General features: G+C 61.5%; 11 protein-coding genes and 1 tRNA gene. 8 read left to right on the plus strand and 4 right to left on the minus strand.

Annotation, left to right across the window (positions count from 1 at the left end; translation table 11 throughout):
* Nucleotides 1-3 precede the first annotated feature (3 nt).
* Together U3654_RS00355 and ctaD are read right to left on the minus strand one after the other, a co-directional pair.
* A complete protein-coding gene (locus U3654_RS00355) occupies nt 4-1,107 on the minus strand; it encodes a sensor histidine kinase (RefSeq protein WP_324753389.1) in 1,104 nt (367 codons plus the stop codon).
* A 219-nt stretch (nt 1,108-1,326) separates the two neighbouring features.
* Entirely contained in the window at nt 1,327-3,000 is a 1,674-nt protein-coding gene (ctaD, locus tag U3654_RS00360) for a cytochrome c oxidase subunit I (protein ID WP_324753390.1), read from the minus strand.
* 395 nt (nt 3,001-3,395) lie between these two features.
* Between ctaD and U3654_RS00365 the strand changes: the two genes are divergently transcribed.
* Nucleotides 3,396-3,791, plus strand: coding sequence for a hypothetical protein (locus U3654_RS00365; RefSeq protein ID WP_324753391.1), 396 nt, complete (start codon nt 3,396-3,398; stop codon nt 3,789-3,791).
* Nucleotides 3,792-3,943: 152 nt separating this feature from the next.
* Here U3654_RS00365 and lipB read toward each other — a convergent pair whose 3' ends face one another.
* Nucleotides 3,944-4,594, minus strand: coding sequence for a lipoyl(octanoyl) transferase LipB (gene lipB, locus U3654_RS00370; RefSeq protein WP_324753392.1), 651 nt, complete (start codon nt 4,592-4,594; stop codon nt 3,944-3,946).
* A gap of 136 nt (nt 4,595-4,730) precedes the next feature.
* Here lipB and U3654_RS00375 point away from each other — a divergent pair.
* Nucleotides 4,731-4,816: transfer RNA gene (locus U3654_RS00375), tRNA-Leu, on the plus strand.
* Nucleotides 4,817-5,217: 401 nt separating this feature from the next.
* On the opposite strand, the gene U3654_RS00380 is transcribed toward U3654_RS00375, so the two are convergent.
* Nucleotides 5,218-6,453, minus strand: a complete 1,236-nt coding sequence (locus tag U3654_RS00380; protein WP_324753393.1) for an amidohydrolase family protein — start codon at nt 6,451-6,453, stop codon at nt 5,218-5,220.
* Between the two features lie 182 nt (nt 6,454-6,635).
* Between U3654_RS00380 and ybgC the strand changes: the two genes are divergently transcribed.
* From ybgC to pal, 6 genes are all read left to right on the plus strand, one after another.
* Nucleotides 6,636-7,070 carry a tol-pal system-associated acyl-CoA thioesterase gene (gene ybgC, locus U3654_RS00385; protein WP_324753394.1) on the plus strand — a complete coding sequence of 145 codons (435 nt, stop codon included), beginning with the start codon at nt 6,636-6,638 and terminating at the stop codon, nt 7,068-7,070.
* 114 nt (nt 7,071-7,184) lie between these two features.
* On the plus strand, nt 7,185-7,880 hold the full coding sequence (gene tolQ / locus U3654_RS00390) for a protein TolQ (protein ID WP_324753395.1): 696 nt from the start codon (nt 7,185-7,187) through the stop codon (nt 7,878-7,880).
* A 54-nt stretch (nt 7,881-7,934) separates the two neighbouring features.
* The gene (gene tolR / locus U3654_RS00395) at nt 7,935-8,408 is read left to right on the plus strand and encodes a protein TolR (protein WP_324753396.1); all 474 of its coding nucleotides are present in this window, start codon (nt 7,935-7,937) and stop codon (nt 8,406-8,408) included.
* Between the two features lie 13 nt (nt 8,409-8,421).
* Complete coding sequence (locus U3654_RS00400) at nt 8,422-9,591, plus strand: energy transducer TonB (RefSeq protein ID WP_324753397.1); 1,170 nt, start codon at nt 8,422-8,424, stop codon at nt 9,589-9,591.
* On the plus strand, nt 9,588-10,910 hold the full coding sequence (gene tolB / locus U3654_RS00405; RefSeq protein ID WP_324753398.1) for a Tol-Pal system beta propeller repeat protein TolB: 1,323 nt from the start codon (nt 9,588-9,590) through the stop codon (nt 10,908-10,910). Before U3654_RS00400 ends, tolB begins: the two co-directional genes overlap by 4 nt.
* Nucleotides 10,911-11,028: 118 nt before the next feature.
* Nucleotides 11,029-11,547 carry a peptidoglycan-associated lipoprotein Pal gene (gene pal, locus U3654_RS00410; RefSeq protein WP_324753399.1) on the plus strand — a complete coding sequence of 173 codons (519 nt, stop codon included), beginning with the start codon at nt 11,029-11,031 and terminating at the stop codon, nt 11,545-11,547.
* Nucleotides 11,548-11,575 lie beyond the last annotated feature (28 nt).

Genomic DNA, 11,575 nt, shown 5'->3' on the forward strand with positions numbered 1-11,575 from the left:
GTATCAGGCGTCGCTTGCGGCAATGGCGAACTCCAGGCTGACCGATAGACCGGATGGCAATGTATCGACCTGTAGATCAGACTGTAATTCGGCCGAAATCACCTGTGCGATCAGCATTCCCAGCCCGCCTTGGACTGCCTCGGCTTCGGGCGGCAGGCCCACGCCGGTGTCGCGGCAGGTGAAGCGGACGGTATTCGGGGCAGATCCGCGCGTGATCTGTATAAAGACCTTGCCGCCGCGTTCATCCGGAAAGGCATGCTTGAACGAATTGGCGACGAATTCATTCACCAGTGTTCCCACTGCAACGGCCTGAGCCGATGGTATCATGCAATCTTCTGCCTCCAGAATCAGGCGGACCCTCGATGGCGCCATGACCGCGAAATGTTGAATCAACTGCTCGACATAGGTCTTGAGATTGATGATCGGGCCGCCATCGGTGCGATAGAGTTGTTCATGCAGCTGGGCCACCGCCTGAATCCGCGAATGGATAGTCCCCAGCGCAGAAATCGTCTCGTCGCTAACGGCGGTCCGCTGCTGGATGCCCACGAGCGATGACAGCGATTGCAACGAGTTCTTCACGCGGTGGTCGATCTCTTGGCGCAGCAACTTGTTGCCCTTCAGAGCCTTGCGCATCTCCAATTGTGCCACGACCTGACGCGCCAGAACGCGCAAAGTGTCCCGCTGAAGCGGCGTCAGGGTACGCGGCTCATGGTCCAAAACGCACAATGTTCCAAGCGGCAGACCATCGTCGGATTTGAGCAGCGCGCCGGCATAAAATCTGAGCCCCGGATTGGCCTGACAGAGTGGATTGTCCTTCATCCTTGGATCGTTCAGCGTATCGGGGATTTCGACAAAATCATCTTGAAGGATGACATGCGCGCAGATCGAGGTCGAAAGCGGCGTCTCGCGCAGGCCAAGGCCAACTTCGGCCTTGAACCACTGGCGGTCGGCGTCGATGAGGTTGACGACCGAAATAGAGGTGCCGCAGATCTGCGATGCCAACTGAGCGATATCGTCAAAATCCGCCTCGCGGTCCGTATCGAGAATTTCGAAGCTGTGCAGCAACTCCAACCGTTCCGTTTGTCTGGGGTGTGCGAGAGCTTCCACATTACGACCTTGAATTTGCGCCCATTTGGCGCGGTAAAGTGCAGTTTTTCAGGATTCCGGGAACAGGTCAATCATGTTGTCCCGTATGCGAAGGGTGCATCGTTTTCAATCGGGGGATGTACGACGCGGCGCGCGCATCGGCATTTTAGACTGGCATTCAAAGAAAAATGGCCCCGGATGCTCTCCGGGGCCTTTCTTCACTTCACATCACCCAGCGCCTTAGTGCGCGTGGCCCTTGTCCCAGTCTTCGCGCTTGGGAAGTTGCTCGAACGTGTGCTCGGGCGGGGGGCAAGGCAGGGTCCATTCCAGCGTATCCGCGTATTCGTTCCACGGGTTATTTTCCGTCACCCGCTTGCCACGGAACAGCGAGTAGAAAATCACGCCGAAGAAGAACACAAAGCTCGCAAAGGACAGGAACGCACCCATCGACGACCACCAGTTCCACGGCGCGAACGCCTCGGGGTAGTCGATGTAGCGGCGCGGCATGCCCTGACGGCCAAGGAAGTGCTGCGGAAAGAACGTGAGGTTCGCACCGATGAACATCGCAAAGAAGTGCACCTTGCCCGCCCATTCTGGATACATCCTGCCGGTCATTTTGGGGAAGTAGAAGTAGACCCCCGCAAAAATGGCAAAGATGGCGCCAAGGCTCATCACGTAGTGGAAATGCGCCACGACATAGTAGGTGTCATGATAGGCCCGGTCGAGGCCGGCCTGCGCCAGCACCACGCCGGTCACACCACCCACGGTGAACAGAAACAGGAACCCGAACGCCCAAAGCATCGGCGTCTTGAACTCGATCGAGCCGCTCCACATCGTTGCGATCCAACTGAACACCTTCACGCCTGTCGGAACCGCGATAACCATCGTGGCCAGCATGAAATAGCTCTGCTGGGTCAGCGACAAGCCGACGGTATACATGTGATGCGCCCAGACGATAAAGCCCAGCGCGCCAATAGCGATCAACGCCCAGACCATCGGCAGATACCCAAAGATAGGCTTGCGCGCGAAGGTCGCGATAACGTGGCTGATGATGCCAAAGCCCGGCATGATGATGATATACACCTCCGGGTGGCCAAAGAACCACAGGATGTGCTGATAGAGGATGGGATCGCCCCCACCTGCGGGATCAAAGAAGGTCGTCCCGAAGTTACGGTCGGTCAGAAGCATGGTGATCGCCCCCGCCAGAACCGGCAGGCACAGCAGGATCATCCAAGCGGTAACAAAGATCGACCACGAGAACAGCGGCACCTTGAACAGGGTCATCCCCGGTGCGCGCATGTTGAGGAACGTCGTGATCATGTTGATCGAGCCCAGGATCGAGCTGGCGCCCGATACGTGCACGGCAAAGATCGCGAGGTCCATCGACATCCCGGTTTCGGAGGTCGACAGCGGTGGATACAGCACCCAGCCAACCCCCGAGCCCAGCTGACCGTTGCCGCCCGGCGACAGCAGCGACGCAACACCCAGAGATGTACCCGCCACATATAGCCAGAAGCTAAGGTTGTTCATCCGCGGAAACGCCATGTCGGGCGCGCCGATCTGGAGGGGCATGAAATAGTTGCCGAAACCGCCGAAAAGTGCGGGAATCACCACAAAGAACATCATCAGGATGCCGTGATAAGTGACCATCACATTCCACAGATGCCCGTTAGGCGTACAGGCCGCCGCAGAATCGGCGATAAAACGCGCGCCTTCGAGGCACATGTATTGAACACCCGGCTCCATCAGCTCGAGGCGCATGTAGACGGTGAAAAGAACTGAAATCAGGCCGACGAATGCCGACACGACGAGGTAAAGGATACCAATATCCTTATGGTTCGTGGACATGAACCACCGGGTAAAGAACCCTCGTTCGTCGTGGTGGTCTTGGCCATGAATGGCTGCATCTGCCATTGGGCGCCTCCTGCTGGTATGGTTTCGAACGCGGATAGCTGGATCGCGTTGCGCGCGAGTGTCTGTTTATGGGTTTTAGTGCGCCAAACTGGTCCGGGCAACGCCCGAGTGCGGTGTGTGGCGAATAAAATTGTCGCACCCCTGTCCACGCTTGCGTCATCACGGCCTGTTTGGCGGACCCTACGCTGACAATACGCATCGCGCTGCGGTTGATACCCGGCGCTGTCCCAGTCGATCGCAAGCATATCCAAAATCCCGATGGAAAACCCTCCGAACGACCAGGAAAAACGTTTGGATCATGGAACCCATTGGGCGCGGGCTGTGTTGTGGACCCAAGCGACGCGATAGACCTGCACACCGCAGGAGCGTGTTGTTCGACCAACCTGGAGGATACTATGACTAACTTTCGTAAACTGAGCACCGCAGCTGCAGCCCTGACAGTCGGCACCTTTCTTTCGACTGGCGCTTTCGCGATGACGTGCGGAGAATTCAACGCGATGGACGCTGACGGCCAGTCGGCAGCCATGATGGAAATGCAAGGCCCCGATGGCGGACGCGAAGCAGCCCGCGATGAGGCGACCGGCGACGACGGCGTTGAAGAAGGCGCTTCGATGTCCAGCAGCACCAGCGACGGTGACGAAGCAAATGACGACGCCGGCCAAGAAGGTCAGCACGACATGGCGCGCGGCGATGACGAAATGATGGCCGCAATGGTCGAGTACTGCAAAGGCGGAGACGATCTGGACCTGAAAGACGTGCGTCATCCGTCTGAGGACGCCGTCGCCGAGTAACACTATGTAACGCCGCGACGTCGCGCACAATTGCCGGTCCCGTCCATTTTGACTGGCGATGAGCACGACACAGCGTTGACGCCCGCAACCCTGTCTGGGTTGCGGGCATTTTTTTGCGTAGTCCGTTTTAATTAGTTGGCCGTGGCGTGCGTTCAGCCTGAAAAGATGCCGTCAAAGCATCGGCGCAGCGCGACATCGACATCTTCCATCGTCACAGGCAGGCCCAGATCGACCAGACTGGTGACCCCGTGCTGCGTGATGCCGCACGGCACGATGCCGCTGAAATGCTCCAGATCCGGCTCGACGTTGATCGAAATCCCGTGAAAGCTGATCCACTTGCGCAGGCGCACGCCTATAGCGGCGATCTTTTCGTCGGGCGGCTCTCCGCTGGCGGTCAGTGGCTTGTCGTCACGGGTCACCCAGACGCCGACACGGCCATCGCGTAGTTCGCCCCTGACGTTGAATTCGCCGAGAACGGCGATCACCCAATCCTCGAGTTGGCGGACAAAAGCGCGCACGTCGCGCCCGCGCGCACCGACGTCCAGCAGGACATAGACGACGCGCTGGCCCGGTCCGTGATAGGTGTACTGCCCGCCGCGTCGCGCCTCATGAACCGGGAATCGGTCTGGATCGATCAGATCTTCACGCCGCGATGACGTGCCAGCCGTATAGAGCGGCGGATGCTCCAGCAGCCAGACCAGTTCGGGCAAATCCCCGCTGGCTATGGCGCCGACGCGTGCCTCCATCGTGGCGAGGGCCTCCTCATAGCCGGTCAGGCCGGGCGATATCTTCCATTCTACCATGGGCGCGTGATACACTGGCGCTGCGGGTGAGAAAAGCGCGCTCTGCCCCAGTTTTTGCCCAAGCTCGCACAGCGCTGGAATTTGCACTTCACAAACTGATCTCAAGGCGCTAAACGCCGTGGCACACCATGGCAGTGCGGTCGTGGCGGAATGGTAGACGCGCAGCGTTGAGGTCGCTGTGGGGTTAAACCCGTGGAAGTTCGAGTCTTCTCGACCGCACCAACTTGCTCCCTTAAAAAGTAAGAACATCACAAACACAGTGCCTAAGCCTTGCCAGACGCCAGGCTTGCCGAGGCGCACGACTGGCACGATATGATGTCAGCAAGTTCGCCCCCGGCTTCGTAGAGGCGGCCTGCTCAACGCAATGAGACGAAGTAGGGCATAGGCGGCGGGTATCGCCCGCTGCAAGGATGCTCGCACTAAAGTTTCTGTTTCAATATTGGCACTCTCAACATGGGTGAATTAGCGGTGGGTCAGCAGGTCCAGCGCACTTTTCAACAGCATCTTTCGGCGCCGTCGCTGAAACCCGCAAGCGCACGGTCAATTTCGGTCCAACCGGAAGGCTCTCTCGCAATGGGTCGCGACACATCATGCAAAGGGCGGGCCTAAACCCTCCCGTTAGATCACAAATTCGCCGTCTTCTTTTTGGCGACGCCGCCTTGCATGATCAGCGGCATATGCGCGCCCTGTTCCGTCAACAGGTTCAGGTCGTCCAGCGGATTGCCATCCACCACGATCAGATCCGCATGCGCGCCCGGCGCGATCACGCCCAGTTCGCCCTCCATCCGCAGCACCTTGGCCGCGTCCACTGTGGCCGAACGGATGACGGCGTCCGCAGGGATATACTGCCCGCGCAGCGGGAATTCGCCCGACTGGTGCGGCTGCATCCCGCCCAAGAGGTCCGAGCCGTAGCCGACCGTCACGCCCGCCTTGTGCATTTTTGCCAGCCGCTCCAACCCGGCCTCGCGCACGTCGGCGATCTTGGCCACCGACTCGGGCGGCAGGCCGTAATCTGCGCCGGTTTTTGCCAGCCTGTCATAGGTGATGTTGGTCGGCACGACGACTTGCCCCTCGCGGGCGATGCGTTCGATTGTTGCATCGCTCATCAGGTTACCGTGCTCGACGCATTCGATCCCGCAATCCAGCGCGCGCACGATGGCCCGATCGTCATAAAGATGGCCTGAGACATAGGTGCCAAAGCCTTTGGCGATCTCGACCGCCGCCTTCAACTCATCGACCGAAAACACCAAGTATCCGACTGGATCGGAGGGTGACGAAATCCCGCCATCCGCCATGATCTTGATGAATTGCGCGCCGCCCTTAAGCTCTTCGCGCACTGCGATCTGCATGGCTGGAACGCCGTCCAACACGCGGCCCATCGCGCCCAGCTTGCCCTCGTAGTAGCGCACGTCGCGGCTGTGATAAGGGCCGCGGTAGTCGGTGTGTCCGCCGGTCTGCGACAGTGCCTTGCCGCATATCACGAGGCGCGGCGCGTCCATCAGCCCGTCCTCCTGCGCCTTTTGCAGGCCCCGGTCGGCTCCGCCCAGATCGCGCACAGTGGTAAAGCCGCGCATCAGCATCGCCTTCATCATCTGGGCCGATCGCAGCGCGATCCAGGAATTGGGCAATTCGGCATTTGTGCTGAGGTCGGCGGTGGTTGCGATGACATGCACATGGCAATCGATCAGCCCCGGCATCACGATCTGGCCCTTTAGGTCCAGCGTTTCCTCGGCACTGAATGAAACGCCCGCGCCAACCTCGACGAAACGGCCATCCTCGATGGCGATATCGACCGGGTCGCCGGGCCGGGGCGCCGTGCCATCGACGATACGGGCGTTTCGCAGCAGCAATGAGGTCATGATTGGTTTTCCTCTTGTGGGTCGCGGATCGGCATTGGCCGGATGGTCGCGCATTTGCAGGCAGGTCTGTCGGTAAGTTGGATAACAGCACAGACGCGCCCAAGGGTAAAGACTGCCCGGCACTGGACGTCGCGCGAAAATCTGCTTTAACCAGACGCACCGATGATGAAAGGTCCGCCCCCATGGCCCAAAGCACGCCTCGCCCTGACGCCAGCGTCCGCACGACGCCTTCGCACCGCTTTGATATCCGCGTCTACTACGAGGATACCGATATGGGCGGCATCGTTTATCACGCCAACTATCTCAAGTTCATTGAGCGCGCGCGCAGCGATTGGGTGGCTGGCATGGGCGTCGACCAGCGCGCGATGAAGGAAAAGGACGGCCTCGTCTTTGCCGTGCGCCGGGTCGAGTGCGACTATCTGCTGGCCGCACGTTTCGATGACCGGCTTGAGGTTCTGACGGACGTGCAATCAGTGACTGGCGCGCGGCTTGTGCTGCGCCAGCAGGTGGTGCGCGACGGCGAAGCGGTCTTTGCCGCCATTGCCACCATCGTCTGCGTGACTGATACCGGCCACCCCGCGCGCCTTCCGGCGAATATCCGCCGGATTTTGCACTGAGGACCAAAAAATGCACGCATTGCTGCGATGTCATTGGCATTTGCGCAAATGATCGGGTAGTTTCCCCGCAAACAAGGCAGGCCCGGCAGTGGCCGCATAAAAAAGAGCAGGCAGATGGAAGCAGAAACCCTCGCACTCGCGCAGGATATCGATTTCTCCATGTGGGGAATGTTCGCGCAGGCCACATTCGTCGTAAAACTGGTGATGCTGATGCTCATCATTGCGTCCTTTTGGGCGTGGGCGATCATCGTGCAAAATCTGATCATGTATCGCAAGGCGCGGACCGAGGCCGAGGCGTTTGACCGCCAGTTCTGGTCTGGGGAGCCGCTGGATGAATTGTTCGAGCAGATCGGCACCGAACCGGACGGGCAGTCGCAGCGCATCTTTGCCTCTGGAATGATGGAATGGCGGCGCAGTCATCGCAACGACGGCGGCATGATCGCAGGCGCAACCGCGCGGATTGACCGCAGCATGGACGTCGCCATCGCCAAGGAATCCGAGGCGTTGCAATCGGGTCTGCCCGTGCTGGCGACCGTGGGCAGCACCGCGCCATTTGTCGGCCTGTTCGGCACGGTCTGGGGCATCATGCACGCTTTCATCGGCATCGCGGCGTCGCAGAATACCAGCCTCGCCGTCGTTGCGCCCGGCATCGCCGAGGCACTTCTGGCGACCGCGCTGGGCCTGCTGGCAGCCATCCCGGCGGTCATCTTTTACAACAAGTTGAGCGCCGACAGCGACCGCATCGTCGCAGGCTACGAGGCCTTCGCCGATGAGTTCGCCACTATCCTCAGCCGCCAGTTGGACAGCTAAGTGATGACCGGCGCGATCAAACCCCTTTTCAATGCCACGCGGGGCACGGCTTAAATGGCCGGCGGTGTGGTTCAGAAAACCGGTGGCGGCGGCAGGCGGCGGCGTGGGCGCGGACGCTCGCGCCCCATGTCCGAGATCAACGTCACGCCTTTTGTCGACGTGATGCTGGTGCTGCTGATTATCTTTATGGTTGCGGCCCCGCTGATGACCGTCGGTGTGCCGGTCGAGCTGCCGAAAACGGCGGCTAACTCCCTGCCGGGCGAGCAGGAAGAGCCGCTGACTATCACCATCACCGCTGAGGGCATCGTGTCGATCCAGACAACCGAGGTCGACCGTGCAGACCTGATCGGTCGCCTGCGCGCCATTGCCGCCGAGCGCGACAGCAACCGCGTGTTTCTGCGGGCTGACGGCGCTGTGCCTTATGCGGACGTGGTGCAGGTTATGGGCGCGCTCAATCGCGGCGGTTTTGACAATATCGGCCTAGTGACGGACATGGGCGGCCCGGCGCTGGACGCGCCGGACGGCTGAGGCGCGCGGGCCAGTGAACACAGGTCAAATCATATCGGGCGCAGGCCATATCGGCCTGATCGGCTGGATCTTGTTTGGTGGGGCCATCCGGTCCGATCCATTGCCGTTCGATGTGACCCAAGTGACCGCTGTCAGCTCCGAGGAATACGCGGCCATTGTCACCCGCAGCGCGTTGGCAAAGGAAACCAATGAGATTGCTGCGCCCGAGGCACCGGATGTGCCGCAGGATTCGCCCGACCTGAACAGTCAGGCCGACGCCGCGCCCGAGGCGCCCCAGCCTGATCCAGCGCCCGAGGCGGCCCCCGATCCAGCGCCCCAGCCACCCGCCGAGGCCCCTCAAGCCGAGGTGAGTGACGAGCCGCCCGCAATCGAGCCACCCGCGCAGGACATGGCCGCCCTTTTGCCTGATACGTCGCCGCGCCCCCAGCAGCGACCGGCCGAGCGTGTCGCGCCTCAGCAGGTCGAGCCGCCCGCGCCCGACACTGCCGTCGATGACGTCGTGCGCGAAGAGGCCGTGCCGGACGAAGCCGCCGAGACCCCGCGCGAAGAGGCCGAAGCGACCGCCCCCGAGGCCGCCGCGACCGAGATCGTGACCGAAGCCGATGAGGTCGAAGAGACCGCCCCGCTGAATGCGATTCGCCCAAAACCCCGCCCGGACCAGTTGCGACCCACCCCGCAGCCCGCAGCCCAGCCCGAGACGCAGACAGCCGAGGCCGCGCCCGAGCAGCCCGAGGCTCAGCCCGATCCGGACCCGGAACCGGCGCCCGCCACTGCGACTGACAGCGCTGGCGTTGAGGACGCTTTGGCCCTCGCGCTTGCTGGTGCGGCTGAAACGCCTGAGCCCTCAATCTCGGCAGGCCCGCCGCTGTCGCCGGGCGAAAAGGACGGACTGCGCGTCGCCGTGCAAAATTGCTGGAACACCGGCTCGCTCAGCTCGGATGCGCTGAACACGGTCGTCACGGTCGCCTTCGAGATGTCCGAGGATTCCAAACCTATCGACAGCAGCATCCGGATGCTGGACTCGACAGGTGGGACTGCAGGCTCGGCAAAACAGGCCTACGAGGCGGCCCGCCGGGCGATCATCCGCTGCGGCGCCCGCGGCTTTGGCCTGCCTGCGGAAAAATATGCGTCCTGGCGCAACGTGGAACTGGTATTCAACCCCGAGAACATGAGGATCAAATGATGGCGCGATTCACGGCCCTGCTGGCCCTTCTTTTGACGACGCTCACCGCCCTGCCTGCGCTTGCGCAGTCCGGGCCGCTGCGACTGGAAATCACCGAAGGCGTGATCGAACCGCTGCCCTTCGCAGTGCCGGCCTTTGTTGGTTCGGGCGCGGGCGGGCAGGCGGCGCAGGATATTTCGGCCCTTGTCGCGGCTGATCTTAGCGGCACGGGCCTCTTCCGCGAAATCCCGGCCAGCGCGCATATCAGCAGCATCACCAGTTTTTCCAGCCCGGTGCAATTCGCCGACTGGAAGGCCGTCAACGCGCAGGCCCTCGTGACCGGCGCGGTCGACGTCGATGCCTCGGGTCGCCTGACTGTGCAGTTCCGCGTCTGGGATGTGTTCGCGGGCCAAGAGTTGGGCAGTGGTCAGCAATTCGTCGGCACTCAGGACGGCTGGCGGCGCATTGCGCACAAGATCGCCGATCAGGTCTATAGCCGCATCACCGGCGAGGGCGGGTATTTCGACAGCCGCGTTGCCTTTGTTGCCGAAGCCGGCCCCAAGGATCAGCGATCCAAGCGGTTGGCCATCATGGATTACGACGGCGCGAACGTGACCTACCTCACCGACAGCGCGTCGCTAGTGCTGGCGCCGCGCTTTTCGCCCACCGGGGATCGTATCCTCTATACCAGCTACGAGAGCGGTTTTCCCAAGATCTACGTGCTGGACGTCGCCAACGTGAACCGCCGCCAATTGCCCACGCAGGACGCCTCGATGAGCTTTGCTCCCCGCTTTGCCCCCAACGGGCAGACGGTCGTTTATTCGCTTGAGGCTGGCGGCAACACCGACATCTACACGATGAACATTGGTTCGGGCGCCAGTCAGCGCCTGACCAGCGCGCCGTCGATCGAAACCGCGCCCAGCTTTAGCCCCGATGGCAGCCAGATCGTTTTTGAGAGCGACCGATCGGGCAGCAACCAACTCTATATCATGAGCGCGGGGGGCGGCGAGGCGCGTCGCGTCTCGGGCGGCGATGGCAATTACGGCACGCCGGTCTGGTCGCCGCGCGGTGATCTGATCGCCTTTACCAAGCAAAGCAAAAGCCGCTTTCACATCGGCGTCATGCGTACCGACGGCAGCGAGGAACGCTTGCTTACCGCGTCGTTCCTTGATGAGGGACCGACATGGGCCCCCAATGGCCGAGTCATCATGTTCACGCGTGAGACGCAAGGCGCGCAGGGGCAGGCGGGGCTCTATTCGGTCGACATCACCGGGCGTAACCTGCGCAGCGTGACAACAACCGGGGGCGCGAGCGATCCGTCCTGGTCGCCGCTGCAATAAGCGGCGCGCAGGCAGTGCAAAACCAGTGCGCGGCGTTTCCCTTGGGCCGCGCGCTGTGATACAGAAACGCAAACGAGGCGCAAAGCGCGCGCACCACATCATACCGCGAGGCACCAGTATGACTTTTCTCAAGACGATGACCCTTCTTTGCGCCGGCCTGTCGCTGGCCGCATGTACCAATCCGGACCGCTTTGGCGACGCCGATTCCGCTGGAATGAACGGCATGGGTGGAAACGCGGCTGGCATGGCCGGTTCGGCCAGTGATCCTGCCTCGCCCGCGTATTTCCAGCAGACGGTCGGCGACCGCATCCTGTTTGTCATCGACACTTATACCCTCACGCCCGACGCTCAGCGCACTCTTGACGGGCAGGCGCAGTGGCTACTGACGAACCGCGATTACAACGCTGTCATCGAAGGCCACGCGGACGAGCAGGGCACACGCGAATACAACCTCGCACTGGGCGCGCGCCGCGCCAATTCGGTGCAGGAATACCTGCTCAGCCAAGGCGTTCCCGCTGCCCGTCTGAAAACCGTCAGCTACGGCAAAGAGCGCCCGATCGAGATTTGCAGCGCCGAGGCCTGCTATGCCCAGAACCGCCGCGCGGTCACGGTCATCTCAGCCTCGCCCTACAGCTAAGCCACTGAAATATATTTCAAACCGGAGC

It is taken from the genome of Roseovarius sp. Pro17 (genome assembly GCF_035599575.1).
GTDB lineage: Bacteria > Pseudomonadota > Alphaproteobacteria > Rhodobacterales > Rhodobacteraceae > Roseovarius.

Coding starts and splice junctions, on each gene's coding strand:
- ctaD (WP_324753390.1), bottom strand. CDS start 3,000: ATGGCAGATGCAGCCATTCATGGCCAAGACCACCACGACGAACGAGGG.
- U3654_RS00365 (WP_324753391.1), top strand. CDS start 3,396: ATGACTAACTTTCGTAAACTGAGCACCGCAGCTGCAGCCCTGACAGTC.
- lipB (WP_324753392.1), bottom strand. CDS start 4,594: ATGGTAGAATGGAAGATATCGCCCGGCCTGACCGGCTATGAGGAGGCC.
- U3654_RS00380 (WP_324753393.1), bottom strand. CDS start 6,453: ATGACCTCATTGCTGCTGCGAAACGCCCGTATCGTCGATGGCACGGCG.
- ybgC (WP_324753394.1), top strand. CDS start 6,636: ATGGCCCAAAGCACGCCTCGCCCTGACGCCAGCGTCCGCACGACGCCT.
- tolQ (WP_324753395.1), top strand. CDS start 7,185: ATGGAAGCAGAAACCCTCGCACTCGCGCAGGATATCGATTTCTCCATG.
- tolR (WP_324753396.1), top strand. CDS start 7,935: ATGGCCGGCGGTGTGGTTCAGAAAACCGGTGGCGGCGGCAGGCGGCGG.
- tolB (WP_324753398.1), top strand. CDS start 9,588: ATGATGGCGCGATTCACGGCCCTGCTGGCCCTTCTTTTGACGACGCTC.
- pal (WP_324753399.1), top strand. CDS start 11,029: ATGACTTTTCTCAAGACGATGACCCTTCTTTGCGCCGGCCTGTCGCTG.